The sequence below is a fragment of the Thermodesulfobacteriota bacterium genome, assembly GCA_040758155.1.
Lineage (GTDB): Bacteria > Desulfobacterota > Deferrimicrobia > Deferrimicrobiales > Deferrimicrobiaceae > UBA2219.
The window spans coordinates 1-15,087 of the sequence record JBFLWB010000071.1 but is presented as its reverse complement, the minus strand read 5'-3'; the positions used below and the strand labels follow the sequence as shown (position 1 = coordinate 15,087).

The window sequence follows — 15,087 nt, the reverse complement described above, 5'->3', positions numbered from 1 at the left end:
AAGGCGATGCTCGAGGACATCGCGATCCTCACCGGCGGGAAATCGATCGCCGAGGAGATGGGGATCAAGCTCGAGGCGGTCACCCTGTCCGACCTCGGGCGCGCCAAGCGGGTGGTCATCGACAAGGAGAACACCACGATCATCGACGGCGCCGGCAAGAAGTCCGACATCGAGGGGCGCGTGAAGATGATCCGGGCCCAGGTCGAGGAGAGCACCTCCGAGTACGACAAGGAGAAGCTCCAGGAACGGCTGGCGAAGCTCGTCGGCGGCGTGGCGGTGATCAACGTCGGCGCGGCCACCGAGAGCGAGATGAAGGAGAAGAAGGCGCGCGTCGAGGACGCCCTGCACGCGACCCGCGCGGCGGTCGAGGAAGGGATCGTGCCGGGCGGCGGCGTCGCCTACATCCGGGCGGCGGTCGCCCTGGACGGCCTGAAGATGGACCACGACCAGCAGGCGGGCGTGGACATCGTGAAGCGGTCGCTCTACGAGCCGGCGAAGCAGATCGCCATCAACGCCGGCCAGGACGGCGGCGTCATCGTCGACAAGATCAAGAGCGGCAAGGGGAACTTCGGCTACAACGCGGGGACGGAGGAGTTCGAGGACCTGATGAAGGCCGGCATCCTCGACCCGACGAAGGTGACCCGCGTGGCGCTGCAGAACGCCGCGTCGGTGGCGGGCCTCATGATCACCACCGAGTGCGCCATCGCCGACAAGCCCGAGGAGAAGAGCAATCCCATGCCGATGCACCCGTCGTCCCCCGGTGGCGGAATGGGCGGAATGTATTAAGATAGGGGAAGCTGCGGCGCTCCCCGGGCCCCCGCGGCCCGGGGAGCGCTTTTTTATTTCGACCGAACGCGGAGCGCCGGAGGATCGCGGTCATGCCCATCTACGAATACATGTGCGGGAAGTGCGAAACGGTCGTCGAGAAGATCCACGGGGTCGACGAGAAGCCGGTCGTGAAGTGCCCGAAGTGCGGCGCGAGGGCCCGGCGGAAGATTTCGAGAAGCTCGTTCCACCTCAAGGGCTCGGGCTGGTACGTCACCGACTACGGAAAGAAGTCGCAGGTGCCCGGATCCGACAAGCCCGCGCCGAAGAAGGACGAGGCGCCCGCCGCCTCCGCGCGCCCGAAGAAACCGCTGCCCAAGCTCAGCACCGATCCTTCCTGAGGGGGTGCGACATGCCCGCCCGGCTGATCGACGGAAAGGCGATCGCGGCGTCCGTCCGCGCGGAGGTGAAGGCCGCCGCGGCCGATCTGGCGGCGGGCACGGGAGTGCGGCCCGGGCTCGCGGTGGTCCTCGTGGGCGAAGATCCCGCCTCCCAGGTGTACGTCCGCAACAAGGGGAAGGCCGCCGCGGAGGCGGGGTTCCTGTCCCGCCAGATCGACCTGCCGGCGGACACGAAGGAGCGGGACCTCCTGGACGCGGTGGCGGGGCTGAACGCCGACGAGGCGGTGCACGGCATCCTCGTCCAGCTCCCCCTCCCGAAGCACATCGACGAGAAGAAGGTGATCGAGGCGATCGACCCGGCGAAGGACGTCGACGGCTTCCATCCCGTCAACGCCGGACGGCTCTTCACCGGAGGGACGTCGTTCCTCCCCTGCACGCCGTACGGCATCCTGCGGATGCTCGACCACGAGAAGGTGGAGCTGAAGGGGAAGCACGCCGTGGTGATCGGGCGCAGCAACATCGTCGGAAAGCCCGCCGCGATGCTCCTTCTGTCCCGGCACGCCACGGTGACGATCTGCCACTCCCGCACGGAAGACCTCCCCGCCGTCGTCCGCTCCGGGGACGTCGTGGTTGCGGCGGTGGGAAAGGCCGAAATGGTGCGCGGCTCCTGGATCAAGCCGGGGGCGGTCGTCATCGACGTCGGGATGAACCGCAACGCGGAAGGGAAGCTCTGCGGCGACGTCGCCTTCGAGGAGGCGCGGGAGGTCGCGGGCGCCATCACTCCGGTCCCCGGCGGCGTCGGCCCGATGACCATCGCCATGCTCATGCGGAACACTTACGAAGCGGCGCTCCGCCGCTGCGGGCGATGACCGACCCCCCTTCCGACCGGGAATATTCCAGGTCCCATGTCTGGGCGATGCGCGAGCCGGGGGGAGACGTCCGCGTCGGGCTGACCCACGTCCCGGGCGCGATCCTGGGCGATGCGGTCTTCGTGGAGCTGCCGCCCCGGCAGACCGAGGTCGAGGCCGGCGAGCCGATCGGGCTGGTGGAGTCGTCCTTCGCGGTCTTCGAGATCGTGTCGCCCCTCGCGGGGACCGTGGTCGACGTGAATCCCGGCGTGGAGAGCGTCCCGCGGCGGGTGACGGAGGATCCCTACGGGGAAGGGTGGCTCCTGCGGCTTCGGCCGTCGGGAGCCGGCGAGGCCGTGTCCCTCCTGGCGGGGGAGGAATACGCGCGGATCGCGGGAGAGGGTTGAGGCGGCTCCTCAGCGGAAGCGCAGCGCCCCTCCGTGGACGTAGACGAACCGCCCGCGGATCTGGAGATTGGGGATGTCGTACTCCTTCGGGATGGGGTCGAAGGGGGCCGCCTTGCGGATCGACCGCATCGCCTCGTCGTCCAGCACCTTGTGGCCCGATCCGCGGATCATCTCGGCCGACTCCAGCTTCCCGTCGCGCCCGATCACGAAATCGATCAGAAGGTCCCCCTGGATCCCGGCGGCGGCGGCGTCGTAGGGATACTGCCACACGAGCTCGATCTTCCGCTTGATCGAGGCGAAGTAGGAGATGTACTGCACCTCCGGCGCGTTCAGCGGCGTCAGGCGGAAGCCGCCGCCTCCCTCCTCCGTGACGCCCTCCTTTTCCTCCGCCTTCCCGCCCGTGCCCACGGCGGCCCCGGACGCGCCGCCGCGGCCGCGTCCCCCCGAGGGTTCCTCGCGCGCCATCACCAGTTTGCCGAGCGAAGGCGTAAGATCCCGCAGCGACCTCGGCGAGCCCGAAGACGCGGAGCCGCCCTGTTTCCCCGGCTCCTCCTTCGCGCGGGGCGCCGGGAACGACTTCTCGGGCGGCAGCGACGAGTCCACGGGAAGGTCCGGGACGCGACCCTCCATCATGTCGTCGGGACGGCGTTCCGGGCGGGACTTCGCGCGCGCCTCCGGCGGCGCGGCCGGCCGGGGCCGCTGTCCCTCGATGATGCCGGGCCGCGGCGGGAGGAAATCCGTCGCGCGCGGGATGTCCGCGAGGTCGACCTCCATCACCTCTTCCCGGCGCGGCGCCGTGTCGGGGAGCAGCCAGACGAGCCAGAGCACGACCAGGTGGAACAGCACGGAGGCGACCGTGCAGATGAGGAAAGTTCTGCGTCGTGGCATAACGAATCATTATACCAATCCCGCGGCGGCCCCGCCCCCCGCGGTCTCCCGGGGCAGGATTGGCCTTGACACGGGAACGCCTTTCGGCATTAATGAATCCAGTCTGAAAAGCCTTGAACCTTGCGTTTTTCTCCGGATCCCGGGGAGCCCATAAAATCTTTAGGAGGTTCGGCAGATGACGAAGGCGGAACTGGTCGAGGCCGTTCGCGCGGAGGCGGGGATCGGGAAGGGGCAGGCGGAAGCAGCGGTCGAAGCGTTTCTGGGAGCCGTCACCAAGTGTCTGAAGAAGGGCGAGAAGCTCACCCTCACCGGTTTCGGTACCTTCGGCGTCAGCAACCGGAAGGCCCGCATGGGCCGCAATCCGCAGACCGGCGAGGCCATCAAGATCAAGGCCGCCAAGATTCCCAAGTTCACCGCCGGCAAGTCGCTCAAGGAGGCGGTCGGAGGGAAGAAGAAGTAGCGCGCGAAGCAGTCAGCGGTTCCGTTCATCCCTTTCCCGCCCCGGCCGTCCGCGATCACGGCCGGGGCGGATTTTTAGGAGGAGGGATAAGGCCATGTTCTCGAAGATCCTGCTGCCCTCCGATTTCTCCGAATGCTCCGCCGAGGCCGCCCGCGCGGCGCGCCGGCTCGCCGGGCACTTCGGGTCCGAGCTGCTGGTCCTCCACGTGATGGACGAGCCGGCGGCGTTCGATCCGATGTTCCGCGGCGAGGTCCCGATCGAGCTTCTTCGCGGGAGGATGGAGGCGTACTGCAGCGACGCGATGGAGCGGTTCGTCGCGGCCCACTTCCAGGGAATGCCGGCCGTCGCGACCCGGATCGTTTCCGGCGTCCCGTACCGCGAGATCGTCCGGCTGGCCCGCGAGGAGGGCACCGGCCTGATCGTCATCGGGACCCACGGCCGCACCGGCGTGGAGCACGTGATCTTCGGAAGCACGGCCGAGAAGGTGGTCCGGATGGCGCCTTGCCCCGTGCTTTCCGTTCGCCAGGCAGAGAGGAGGAATGTCGCATGACGACGATCATCGATGTCCACGGACGGCAGGTGCTCGATTCCCGGGGGAACCCGACGGTGGAGGTCGAGGTGCTGCTCGAATCCGGGGCGGAAGGGCGCGCCATCGTACCCTCGGGCGCATCCACGGGCACGCGCGAGGCGGTGGAGCTGCGCGACGGGGACCCGAAGGCATACATGGGAAAAGGCGTGACGAAGGCCGTGCGGAACGTGAACCGCGTGATCGCCCCGAAGCTTCTCGGGCAGGACGCGGTGGACCAGGTCCTCGTCGACCGGATGCTGATCGCGCTGGACGGCACGCCCAACAAGGGAAAGCTCGGCGCCAACGCGATCCTCGGCGTGTCGATCGCGGTCGCGCGTGCGGCCGCGGACGCGTGCGGCCTCCCCCTGTACCGGTACCTGGGCGGCGTCGGCGGCTGCACCCTCCCCGTCCCGATGATGAACATCCTCAACGGCGGCTCCCATGCCGACAACAACGTGGACATCCAGGAGTTCATGGCGATGCCCGTCGGGGCGAAGACTTTCTCGGACGCCCTCCGGATGGGGGTCGAGACGTTCCACCACCTGAAGAAGGTGCTCAAGGGCAAGGGGCTGAACACCAACGTGGGGGACGAGGGCGGCTTCGCCCCCTCCCTGCGGTCGAACGCCGAGGCGGTCGAGGTCATCCTCGAGGCGATCGTGAAGGCCGGCTACAAGCCGGGGAGGGAGATCTGCATCGCGCTCGACGCCGCCGCCTCCGAGTTCGGGGAGAAGGGGAAATACGTCTTCCGGAAGTCCGACGGGTCGAAGCGGGACGCGCAGCAGATGGTGAAGTTCTACGAGAACCTGTGCCGGCAGTACCCGATCGTCTCCATCGAGGACGGCTTCTCCGAGGACGACTGGGACGGGTGGAAGATCTTCACCGATGCGATGGGGGACCGGATCCAGATCGTCGGGGACGACCTGTTCGTGACCAACCCCTCGATCCTGCGGAAGGGGATCGAGAAGGGGGTGGCCAACTCGGTCCTCATCAAGCTGAACCAGATCGGCACGGTCACCGAGACGATCGAGTCCATCGAGATGGCCAAGCGGGCCGGCTGGACCGCCGTCGTGTCCCACCGCTCCGGCGAGACCGAGGACAGCACGATCTCCGACCTGGTCGTGGGGCTCTCCACCGGGCAGATCAAGACCGGCTCCGCCTCGCGGACGGACCGGATGGCGAAATACAACCAGCTTCTCCGGATCGAGGAGGAGCTCGGGGAGGCGGCGCGCTTCGACGGCAGGGGAGTGTTCTATAATATCTGAGATGAAAAGACCGTTCGTCGCGCTCGTCATCATGGACGGGTGGGGTTACCGCGAGGAGACCGGGGGAAACGCGGTGGCCCTCGCGGAGACGCCGTTCTTCGACCGGCTCTGGGCCGGCTTCCCCAGGACGCTGATCCACGCATCCGAGGAGCGCGTGGGGCTGCCCGCGGGCCAGATGGGCAATTCCGAGGTCGGGCACCTGAACCTCGGAGCGGGCAGGGTGGTGTACCAGGATCTCGTCCGCATCTCGAAATCGATCCGTGACGGCGATTTCTTCCGGAACCCGGTCCTGCGGGCCGCCATGGACGCGGCGCGGGAGGGCGGGGGGGCGCTCCACCTCCTCGGCCTCCTGTCCGACGGCGGCGTGCATTCCCTGCACACCCACCTGTACGCGCTGTTGCGGATGGCGAGGGAGAACGGCGTCCGGAAGGTGTTCGTCCACCCGTTCTTCGACGGCCGGGACACGCCGCCCCGCAGCGGGATCGGCCATCTGAAGGCGCTCCTCGCGGAGATGGAGCGGATCGGGACGGGGGAGGTCGCCACCGTCATGGGCCGCTACTACGCGATGGACCGGGACAACCGGTGGGAGCGGGTCGAGCGGGCATACCGGGCGATGGTGCGCGGGGAGGGGAAGCCCTTCGAGGACCCCGTCGCCGCCGTCGCGGCCTCTTACGAGGCGGGGGTCGGCGACGAGTTCATCGAGCCCGCGGTGATCGTCCGGGGCGGCGGGCCCGTGGGCAGGATCTCTCCCGGGGACGCCGTGGTCTGCTGCAATTTCCGGGCGGACCGGGTCCGGGAGATCACGCGGGCGCTTACGCAGCCGGGATTCGACCGTTTCCCCGGCGCGGAGGAGCTGCGGCTGTCCTACGCCTGCATGACCGCGTACGACGGGAAGTTCGGGCTCCCCGTGGCGTTCCCGCCGCAGGGGATGGCCGACATCCTGGCGCACGTGCTGGCGGAGCGGGGGCTGCGGAACCTGAGGATCGCCGAGACCGAGAAGTACGCCCACGTGACGTACTTCTTCAACGGGGGGGAGGAGAAGGTCTTCCCCGGGGAAACGCGCGTCCTGATCCCGTCACCGAAGGTCGCCACGTACGACCTGATGCCCGGGATGAGCGCGGACGGGGTGGGGGAGCGCGCCGCGGAGGAGATCGGCTCCGGGAAGCACGACCTGATGATCCTCAACTTCGCCAACTGCGACATGGTGGGGCACACGGGGATCCTTCCGGCGGCGATCCGGGCGGTCGAGGCGGTGGACCGGAACGTCCGGCGGGTTGTGGAGAAGGTATGGGAGGTAGGGGGGATCGCGCTGGTGACCGCGGACCACGGAAACGCCGAGCAGATGATCGACCCGGCGACGGGCGGGCCCCACACCGCGCACACGACCAACCTCGTCCCCCTCGTCCTGGCCGATCCCGCGGCCCGGGGGATGCGGCTGCGCGGGGAGCGCGCCCTGGAGGACATCGCGCCGACGATCCTGAACCTGCTGTCGATCCCGGTTCCCTCCGCGATGACCGGAACCGACGTCCGGGAGGGTTGAGATGACCGCTTCCCACGCGGCCCCCCGGTCGGCGCTGATCGTGAACAACGACGTCGCCGTCCGGGACATGCTGCTGAAGCTCTTCACCGAGGAGGGGTTCCACGCCGTCCTCGCGGGGTCCGGGGCCGAGGCGCTGAAGATCGCGGCGAGCTCGTCGATCGACTGCGCGCTCGTCGACCCCTTCCTGCCGGACATCTCCGGGGTGGAGCTGAAGAAGCGGCTGCAGAAGGCCTCGCCGAAGACCCACGTGGTCGTCATGTCCTCCTTCACGGCGATCCGCAGCTCCGACGACGTCCTGCGGTTCGGCTACTCCGACTTCATCCTCGACCAGCGGGAGATCCTCGATCTCCTCCGGGGCGGCGCCCCGGCGGCCGCGGAGGCGCCTCCCGCCCCGACCGCGGACGAGCGGCTGGAGCGGCTCAAGAAATGCCTGATCGACACGATCGACGTGATGGTGGGGCTGCAGGAGGTCAACGACCCCTTCTTCGGCGGGAACTCCCACATCACCATGGAGTACGCCCGCTCGATCGCCGAGGAGATGAAGCTTCCCCCCGAGACGGTCGACGAGATCGTCGTGGGGGCGCTGCTCCACGACATCGGCCGGGTGGGGATCAAGAACGAGATTCTCCAGGGGCGGCGGGAGATCTCCGAGGCCGAGTACAAGACGCTCCGGTCGCACTGCGAGAACGGCGCGAAGATCATCGAGTCCATCGATTTCCCGTGGAAGGTCCGCCCGATCATCATCCACCACCACGAGCGGTACGACGGGAAGGGATATCCCAGCGGGCTCAAAGGACGGGAGATCCCGATCGGGGCGCGGATCCTTTCCGTGGTCGACGCATTCGCGGCGATGACGGCCCACCGGCCCTATCGAAGCCGCAGCCTCACCAAGGAGGAGGCGATCCAGGAGCTCCACAAGAACGTGGGGAGCCAGTTCGACCCCGAGGTGGTCGAGGTGTTCTCCTCGGTCGTCGACCGGAAGTATTTCTACCGGGGGATGGGGCCCAAGCCCACCGTCCTGATGGTGGACGACGAGGTCGACTACCTCACCCTCCTCAAGCTGAAGCTGGTGAACGAGGGATTCGACGTCGTCGCGGCCGACAACGCCGAGGACGCCCTGGCGCTGGTCGAGAAGGCCGCCCCCGACCTGATCGTTTCTGATATCCTTATGCCGGGAATGGACGGGATCGAGATGTTCCGGAGGATCCGGGAATCGGGCGCGCCGCACGGGGAGACGCCGGTGATCTTCATCAGCGGGAAGGACGACCCCCAGACCAAGGTCGACGCGCTCCACCTCGGCGCCGAGGACTTCCTCGTCAAGCCGGTGGACCTGAAAGTCCTGGCCGCCCGCATCCGGAACATCATCCGCAGGGACTCGAAGTGGAGGAAGGGGGGGGCGACCCAGCCGACGGGGGTCGTCGGGGACCTCAAGAACCTCGGAATCCCCGACATCGTGCAGACCCTCCACCTGGGCTTGAAGACCGCCTGCGTCAGCGTCAAGGGACCGGCGGGCGAAGGGAGGATCTATTTCGAGAACGGTCGCATCCGTCACGCGGAGCGGGGTCCCGTGTCGGGGGAAGCCGCCTTCTACGAGATGCTGCGCTGGCAGGAAGGGCCCTTCACCATCGCGCACGGGCAGTCCACGAAGCTCCGCACGATCGAGATGGACGAGATGCAGCTCATGATGGAAGGGCTGCGGCGCCTCGACGAGGAGAAGAAGGAAGAAACCGCCGGATGAACCTGTTCGGCAAGGACAGGCGAAGGAAGGAGCGATACTTCCCAGTGGCTACCGTTGTCTTCACCGTCCGCAGCGGGAAGGACCCCAGGCGCGTCTCGACCCCGGTCACCGGCACGGTCAAGGACATCTCCCCCAAGGGGATGTCGGTGGTCACGCCGCGCATCGCTCCCGACGGCATCCACATCATGTACGACACCCTGATGGTCCACCAGAACCGGATCGACGCCACGATCCTCCCGGAGGGGAGGCCGCCGATCCGGGTGCAGGGGACCGTGGCCTGGTTCCGCGGCTCCGAAACCGCCCCGGGACAGTACATCTTCGGAATGCAGTTCGACCAGGAGGCCTCCGCCGTCGAGGAGCTCTTCCTGCCGGAAAAGCCGCCCTCCCCGGACCGTTGATCCTGTAGGCAGAATCGATTAAAGTATCCGTTTCGGCTCCTTCCGCATGTGCGAGAGTGGCGGAATGGCAGACGCGCCGGACTTAGGATCCGGTGGGCAACCGTGAGGGTTCAAGTCCCTCCTCTCGCACCAGGAACCGGCGGATCGGTATCTAATAGAAACCAGGAAAGGCAAAAGGAACGATGAAAACGAACGTCGAGGCCGTATCGGGAACGGAGAGGAAGATCTCGGTGGAGATCCCCGCGGAGGATATCACCCGCCGGGTCGAGGAGCAGTTCGCGGAGATCCGGAAAGAGGTGCCGCTCAAGGGGTTCCGCCGGGGGAAGGCCCCGCTCGACATGGTGAAGCGCATGTTCAGGGATTCGGTCGAGTCCGACCTTTCGGACCGGCTGGTGCGGGAGACGCTCTCGGACGTGGTGAAGGAAAAGGACATCAAGATCCTTTCCCTGGGCGAGGTGGACGCCGGCAAGGCGGTCTCGGGGCAGGACTTCCGGTTCTCCGTCACCGTCGAGGTGGTGCCCGACGTGGAGGCGAAGGACTACAAGGGGATCCCCGTCGTCAAGGAGCGGCCGAAGGTGACCGACGAGGAGGTCGCGGCGGCGGTCGAGCGTTTGCGGACCCCGTACGCGCGGTTCCAGCCGGAGGAGGAGGGGCGGAAGGCCGCGCGCGGCGACCTGGCGGAGTTCTCGTTCAAGGCGACCTCGGGCGGGGAGACGGTGGACGAGAACGAGAAGGTGGTGATCGTCCTCTCCAACGGCATCCCGTTCGGGCAGGAGTTCGAGGACCGGATGATCGGCGTCGCCGCGGGCGAAGAGCGCTCCTTCGAGGTGGCCTTCCCGGTGACGCATCCCGTGCCGAAATACGCCGGGAAGACCGTGTCGTTCGAGGTGAAGGTGACCGGGGTCCGCGAGCGGAAGCTCCCCGATCTCGACGACGGCTTCGCGAAGCAGTTCGGGGCGGAGAACGTGGAGGAGCTGCGGAAGAGGATGCGGGAGCGCCTCGAGGCGGAGGCCGAGGGGAAGGCGCGGCAGGCGGCGGACGAGCAGCTCCGCAAGGCGCTCGACGAACGCAACCGGTTCGACGTCCCCCCCACGCTGGTGAAGCGCCAGACGGTGTCGATGATCGAGAGCACCATCGAGCACATGGAGTCTTCCGGGGTGGACCTGAAGAAGACGAAGCTCGACTTCGACCAGATGTCCGAGCGCCTCAAGTTCAGCGCGGAGCGGTCGGTGCGCGTGGGGCTCCTCATCGACGCGATCGCCCGGCAGGAGAGCCTCGACGTCCCCTATTCCGAGATCGAGGAAGAGATGAAGCGGATGGCGGAGCGGGAAGGGACGCCGTTCGAAAAGGTCCGGGAGAGGCACGGCGACGAGAAGGAGATGGACGCCCTCCGGGACCGGCTGCTCGAGAGAAAAGTGATGAATTTCCTGTTGGATCATGCCGAAGTGAAGGAAGAGGTGGCGGAATGAACCTTGTCCCTATGGTCGTCGAGCAGACCAGCCGCGGCGAGCGGGCCTACGATATCTATTCGAGGCTCCTGAAGGACCGGATCGTCTTCATCGGGAGCCCGATCGACGACGATATCGCGAACCTCGTGATCGCCCAGCTCCTGTTCCTGGAGGCGGAGGATCCCGACAAGGACATCAACCTCTACATCAATTCCCCCGGCGGCGTCGTTACGGCGGGGATGGCCATCTACGACACGATGCAGTTCATAAAGCCCAAGGTTTCGACGGTCTGCCTCGGGCAGGCGGCCTCGATGGCGGCGATCCTGCTGGCGGGCGGGGCGGAAGGGAAGCGGACGGCGCTGCCGAACGCCCGGATCCTCATCCATCAGCCGATGGGCGGGACGCGGGGGCAGGCCACGGACATCAAGATCCAGGCGGAGGAGATCCTCCGCCTGCGGGAGCATCTGAACGGGATCCTGGCAAAGCATACGGGGCAGCCGCTGGACCGGATTGCGGCGGATACCGAGAGGGATTACTACATGTCGTCGGAGCAGGCGAAAGCGTATGGTATAATCGATCAGGTAGTCGCCAAACGCGCTCCCACGATCAAGCCTCTGATCGACTGACGGAGGGCCCATTGACCCGAAAATTCAACGACAAGGCGAACCTTCTGGTTTGTTCCTTCTGCGGGAAGGCGCAGAACGAGGTCCGGAAGCTCATCGCGGGCCCGACGGTGTACATCTGCGACGAGTGCGTCGAGCTGTGCAACGACATCATCTCCGAGGAGTATGAAGTCGAGGGGAACCTCGACGAGAAGCGGCGCCGGATCCCGAAACCGACGGAGATCAAGAAGACGCTGGACGAGTACGTCATCGGGCAGGAGCGCGCGAAGAAGATCCTCTCCGTGGCGGTCTACAACCACTACAAGCGGATCGAGTCGCGCAGCGGCGGCGACGGCGTGGAGCTCCAGAAGTCGAACATCCTGCTTTTGGGGCCCACCGGCAGCGGCAAGACGCTGCTCGCGCAGACGCTGGCCCGGATCCTGAACGTTCCGTTCACCATCGCCGACGCGACCACGCTCACCGAGGCGGGGTACGTCGGGGAGGACGTGGAGAACATCATCCTGTCGCTGCTCCAGTCCGCGGACTACGACGTGGAGAAGGCGCAGCGCGGGATCGTCTACATCGACGAGATCGACAAGATCGCCCGGAAGTCCGAGAACCCCTCCATCACCCGGGACGTCTCCGGGGAGGGGGTCCAGCAGGCGCTCCTGAAGATCCTCGAGGGGACGATCGCCAACGTGCCGCCGAAAGGGGGGCGCAAGCACCCGCAGCAGGAGTTCATCAAGGTCGACACGACGAACATCCTGTTCATCTGCGGAGGGGCGTTCGTAGGGCTGGAGTCGCTCGTCGAGCGGCGCACCTCGAAGAAGACCATGGGCTTCGCGGCCGACATCGTGTCCCGGACCGACCGGAACCTGGGCAAGCTCCTCGAGCTCAGCCAGCCGGAAGACCTGGTCAAGTTCGGCCTGATCCCCGAGTTCGTCGGGCGTCTGCCGGTCCTGGCCACGCTGCACGAGCTCTCCGAGGAGGCGCTGGTGCAGATCCTCACGCGTCCCAAGAACGCGCTGGTCCGCCAGTACCAGCGGCTGTTCGACTTCGAGAACGTGAAGCTCGAGTTCACCGACGAGGCGCTGCACGCGATCGCCCTCCAGGCGATCGACCGGAAGGCCGGGGCCCGGGGGCTGCGCTCCATCATCGAGCACATCATGCTCGACGTGATGTACGAGATTCCGTCCCGGACCGACATCAGGAAGTGCATCGTAAACGAGGACGTCGTCGCCGGGAAGGTGCCGCCGGAGATCGTGCACGGAAAAACGGCGGAGCTCGCCTGATCCCGGGGGCGGGAGGGCTCCGCCGACATGGAAGAGCATAAGAAGATCTATCCGCTGCTCCCTCTGCGGGACATCGTCGTGTTCCCGCACATGGTGGTCCCCCTGTTCGTGGGGCGGGACAAGTCCATCGCCGCGCTCGAGGCGGCGCTTTCGCTCGACCGGCTCATCTTCCTCTCCTCGCAGACCGATCCCTCCACGAACGACCCCGTGGAGGACGACATCCACAAGATCGGGACGATCAGCCACGTCATCCAGATGCTGAAGCTTCCCGACAACACCGTGAAGGTGCTGGTGGAGGGGCGGCAGCGGGGGAGGATCCTGCACTATCTCCCCAACGACCGGTTCTTCCAGGTCACCGTCGAGGAGGCGTCGCCGATCCCCTTCACCGGGCCGCGGGCCGAGGCGATGGTCCGCAACGTCGTCTCCTCCTTCGAGGGATTCACCCGGATGAGCAAGAAGGTGCCCCAGGACCTGGTGGACCAGGTAAGCGGCATCGCGGACGCATCCCGGCTCGCCGACACGCTCGCCGCACAGCTTCCGCTGAAGATCGCCGATCGCCAGGCGGTCCTCGAGATCGACACCGTCGAGGGGCGGCTGGAGAAGATCCTGGTGCTGATGGAGTCCGAGATCGAGGTCCTCGAGATCGAGAAGAAGATCCGCGGGCGCGTCAAGAAGCAGATGGAGAAGTCGCAGCGGGAGTTCTACCTCAACGAGCAGATGCGCGCGATCCAGAAGGAGCTGGGGCACGGGGAGGAGGGGCGCTCGGAGCTGGACGAGCTCGAGGACAAGATCAAGAACCGCGGGATGGGCAAGGAGGCGCAGCAGAAGGCGCAGAAGGAGATCAAGAAGCTCCGGATGATGTCCCCCATGTCCGCGGAGGCCACCGTCAGCCGGAACTACATCGACTGGCTGGTCTCCATCCCCTGGCAGGAGCGCACCGAGGACAAGCTCGACATCACCGAGGCGGAGAAGGTCCTCGACGAGGACCACTACGGCCTCGAGAAGGTCAAGGAGCGGATCCTGGAGTACCTGGCCGTCCGCAAGCTCGTCTCGAAGCTCAAAGGGCCGATCCTCTGCTTCGTGGGGCCGCCGGGCGTCGGGAAGACCTCGCTGGCGCGCTCCATCGCCCGGGCGATGGGGCGGAAGTTCGTCCGGATGTCGCTGGGCGGGGTGCGGGACGAGGCCGAGATCCGGGGGCACCGCCGGACCTACATCGGCGCGCTGCCCGGCAAGATCATGCAGCAGATGAAGAAGGCGGGGACGGTGAATCCCGTCTTCCTGCTCGACGAGGTCGACAAGATGTCCACCGACTTCCGCGGGGACCCGTCGTCCGCTTTGCTGGAGGTCCTCGATCCCGAGCAGAACAACACCTTCAACGACCATTATCTCGACGTCGACTACGACCTGTCGGACGTCATGTTCATCACGACGGCGAACATGCTCCACACGATCCCGGCGCCGCTGCAGGACCGGATGGAGATCATCCGCCTCTCGGGATACACGGAGATCGAGAAGCTGCACATCGCGACCGGGTACCTGGTCCCGAAGAAGCTGGAGGAGCACGGGCTCCCGAAGGAGACGGTCTCCTTCACCGACAAGGCGATCCTGGAGATCGTCCGGTACTACACCCGGGAGGCGGGAGTGCGCAGCCTCGAGCGGGAGATCGCGTCGATCTGCCGGAAGATCGCGCGGGAGGTGGTGAAGGAGCCCGAGAGCAAGCGGATCGCGGTGACGCCGAAGGCGGCGCGGCGGTACCTCGGGGTGACTCGGTTCCGGTACGGCGAGGCCGAGGAGAAGCAGTCGATCGGCGTGGCCACGGGGCTGGCGTGGACCGAGTTCGGCGGGGAGCTGCTGCTGATCGAGGTCGCGATCCTGCCGGGGAAGGGGAACCTGAAAGTCACCGGGAAGCTGGGCGAGGTGATGCAGGAGTCGGCCCAGGCGGCGCTGTCCTACATCCGGACGCGGGCGGAGCGGCTCGGGCTCGACAAGGACTTCTACCAGAAGCTCGACATCCACATCCACGTGCCCGAGGGAGCCACTCCCAAGGACGGCCCGTCCGCGGGGATCACCATGGCCACGGCGCTGGCCTCCGCGCTGATGCGGGTGCCCGCGCGCAACGACCTGGCCATGACCGGCGAGATCACGCTGCGGGGGCGGGTGCTGCCGATCGGCGGAGTGAAGGAGAAACTGCTGGCGGCGCACCGCGGCGGCATCAAGACCGTCATCCTTCCCGCGGAGAACGAGAAGGACCTCGCCGAGGTGCCGGGGAAGATCAAGAACCACCTGGAGATCCACTTCGCCGCGCACATGGACGATGTGATGGCGCTGGCGATCGGCCCGGCGAAGAAGGCGGAAGGGGAGCCGGAGGAGGCGGCGGGCCCGCCCTCCGCGCCGCCCGCAGGGGGCGGCACACCCGGCGAGGACGTGGTCACTCACTGACCGCCGTTACAGGATCGCGGTCGTGACGCGT

At 66.9% G+C, this 15,087-nt stretch carries 15 protein-coding genes and 1 tRNA gene; 15 read left to right on the top strand and 1 reads right to left on the bottom strand.

Annotated elements, in window-relative coordinates:
- From groEL to AB1346_04390, 4 genes are all read left to right on the top strand, one after another.
- Positions 1–786 (top strand): chaperonin GroEL (gene groEL, locus AB1346_04405; protein MEW6719674.1); only part of this gene is annotated, 786 nt, incomplete at its 5' end.
- A gap of 92 nt (positions 787–878) precedes the next feature.
- Entirely contained in the window at positions 879–1,166 is a 288-nt protein-coding gene (locus AB1346_04400) for an FmdB family zinc ribbon protein (protein ID MEW6719673.1), read from the top strand.
- Positions 1,167–1,177: 11 nt separating this feature from the next.
- A complete protein-coding gene (folD, locus tag AB1346_04395; GenBank protein ID MEW6719672.1) occupies positions 1,178–2,035 on the top strand; it encodes a bifunctional methylenetetrahydrofolate dehydrogenase/methenyltetrahydrofolate cyclohydrolase FolD in 858 nt (285 codons plus the stop codon).
- Complete coding sequence (locus AB1346_04390) at positions 2,032–2,421, top strand: glycine cleavage system protein H (GenBank protein MEW6719671.1); 390 nt, start codon at positions 2,032–2,034, stop codon at positions 2,419–2,421. The genes folD and AB1346_04390 overlap by 4 nt, the downstream gene beginning before the upstream one ends.
- Positions 2,422–2,430: 9 nt before the next feature.
- Here AB1346_04390 and AB1346_04385 read toward each other — a convergent pair whose 3' ends face one another.
- Positions 2,431–3,309 carry a TonB family protein gene (locus tag AB1346_04385; GenBank protein MEW6719670.1) on the bottom strand — a complete coding sequence of 293 codons (879 nt, stop codon included), beginning with the start codon at positions 3,307–3,309 and terminating at the stop codon, positions 2,431–2,433.
- 175 nt (positions 3,310–3,484) lie between these two features.
- On the opposite strand from AB1346_04385, the gene AB1346_04380 reads away from it, so the two are divergent.
- From AB1346_04380 to lon, 11 genes are all read left to right on the top strand, one after another.
- Positions 3,485–3,769 (top strand): HU family DNA-binding protein, encoded by a 285-nt coding sequence (locus AB1346_04380; protein MEW6719669.1) that lies wholly within the window; start codon positions 3,485–3,487, stop codon positions 3,767–3,769.
- Positions 3,770–3,863: 94 nt separating this feature from the next.
- Complete coding sequence (locus AB1346_04375; protein MEW6719668.1) at positions 3,864–4,319, top strand: universal stress protein; 456 nt, start codon at positions 3,864–3,866, stop codon at positions 4,317–4,319.
- The gene (gene eno, locus AB1346_04370) at positions 4,316–5,599 is read left to right on the top strand and encodes a phosphopyruvate hydratase (GenBank protein ID MEW6719667.1); all 1,284 of its coding nucleotides are present in this window, start codon (positions 4,316–4,318) and stop codon (positions 5,597–5,599) included. Before AB1346_04375 ends, eno begins: the two co-directional genes overlap by 4 nt.
- 1 nt (position 5,600) lies before the next feature.
- Positions 5,601–7,139, top strand: a complete 1,539-nt coding sequence (gpmI, locus tag AB1346_04365) for a 2,3-bisphosphoglycerate-independent phosphoglycerate mutase (GenBank protein ID MEW6719666.1) — start codon at positions 5,601–5,603, stop codon at positions 7,137–7,139.
- A gap of 1 nt (position 7,140) precedes the next feature.
- The gene (locus tag AB1346_04360; GenBank protein MEW6719665.1) at positions 7,141–8,877 is read left to right on the top strand and encodes a response regulator; all 1,737 of its coding nucleotides are present in this window, start codon (positions 7,141–7,143) and stop codon (positions 8,875–8,877) included.
- Entirely contained in the window at positions 8,874–9,275 is a 402-nt protein-coding gene (locus AB1346_04355; protein ID MEW6719664.1) for a PilZ domain-containing protein, read from the top strand. The genes AB1346_04360 and AB1346_04355 overlap by 4 nt, the downstream gene beginning before the upstream one ends.
- 50 nt (positions 9,276–9,325) lie before the next feature.
- Positions 9,326–9,407, top strand: a tRNA-Leu gene (locus AB1346_04350).
- A 50-nt stretch (positions 9,408–9,457) separates the two neighbouring features.
- A complete protein-coding gene (gene tig, locus AB1346_04345; protein ID MEW6719663.1) occupies positions 9,458–10,744 on the top strand; it encodes a trigger factor in 1,287 nt (428 codons plus the stop codon).
- A complete protein-coding gene (gene clpP, locus AB1346_04340; GenBank protein ID MEW6719662.1) occupies positions 10,741–11,349 on the top strand; it encodes an ATP-dependent Clp endopeptidase proteolytic subunit ClpP in 609 nt (202 codons plus the stop codon). Before tig ends, clpP begins: the two co-directional genes overlap by 4 nt.
- Before the next feature lie 11 nt (positions 11,350–11,360).
- Positions 11,361–12,617: an ATP-dependent Clp protease ATP-binding subunit ClpX gene (clpX, locus tag AB1346_04335; GenBank protein MEW6719661.1), complete on the top strand. Its 1,257-nt coding sequence runs from the start codon at positions 11,361–11,363 to the stop codon at positions 12,615–12,617.
- Positions 12,618–12,644: 27 nt separating this feature from the next.
- Positions 12,645–15,056: an endopeptidase La gene (gene lon, locus AB1346_04330; protein ID MEW6719660.1), complete on the top strand. Its 2,412-nt coding sequence runs from the start codon at positions 12,645–12,647 to the stop codon at positions 15,054–15,056.
- The last annotated feature ends 31 nt before the right edge of the window (positions 15,057–15,087 follow it).

Coding starts and splice junctions, on each gene's coding strand:
- AB1346_04380 (MEW6719669.1), top strand. CDS start 3,485: ATGACGAAGGCGGAACTGGTCGAGGCCGTTCGCGCGGAGGCGGGGATC.
- AB1346_04400 (MEW6719673.1), top strand. CDS start 879: ATGCCCATCTACGAATACATGTGCGGGAAGTGCGAAACGGTCGTCGAG.
- AB1346_04375 (MEW6719668.1), top strand. CDS start 3,864: ATGTTCTCGAAGATCCTGCTGCCCTCCGATTTCTCCGAATGCTCCGCC.
- tig (MEW6719663.1), top strand. CDS start 9,458: ATGAAAACGAACGTCGAGGCCGTATCGGGAACGGAGAGGAAGATCTCG.
- folD (MEW6719672.1), top strand. CDS start 1,178: ATGCCCGCCCGGCTGATCGACGGAAAGGCGATCGCGGCGTCCGTCCGC.
- AB1346_04385 (MEW6719670.1), bottom strand. CDS start 3,309: ATGCCACGACGCAGAACTTTCCTCATCTGCACGGTCGCCTCCGTGCTG.
- eno (MEW6719667.1), top strand. CDS start 4,316: ATGACGACGATCATCGATGTCCACGGACGGCAGGTGCTCGATTCCCGG.
- lon (MEW6719660.1), top strand. CDS start 12,645: ATGGAAGAGCATAAGAAGATCTATCCGCTGCTCCCTCTGCGGGACATC.
- AB1346_04355 (MEW6719664.1), top strand. CDS start 8,874: ATGAACCTGTTCGGCAAGGACAGGCGAAGGAAGGAGCGATACTTCCCA.
- AB1346_04360 (MEW6719665.1), top strand. CDS start 7,141: ATGACCGCTTCCCACGCGGCCCCCCGGTCGGCGCTGATCGTGAACAAC.
- gpmI (MEW6719666.1), top strand. CDS start 5,601: ATGAAAAGACCGTTCGTCGCGCTCGTCATCATGGACGGGTGGGGTTAC.
- clpP (MEW6719662.1), top strand. CDS start 10,741: ATGAACCTTGTCCCTATGGTCGTCGAGCAGACCAGCCGCGGCGAGCGG.
- AB1346_04390 (MEW6719671.1), top strand. CDS start 2,032: ATGACCGACCCCCCTTCCGACCGGGAATATTCCAGGTCCCATGTCTGG.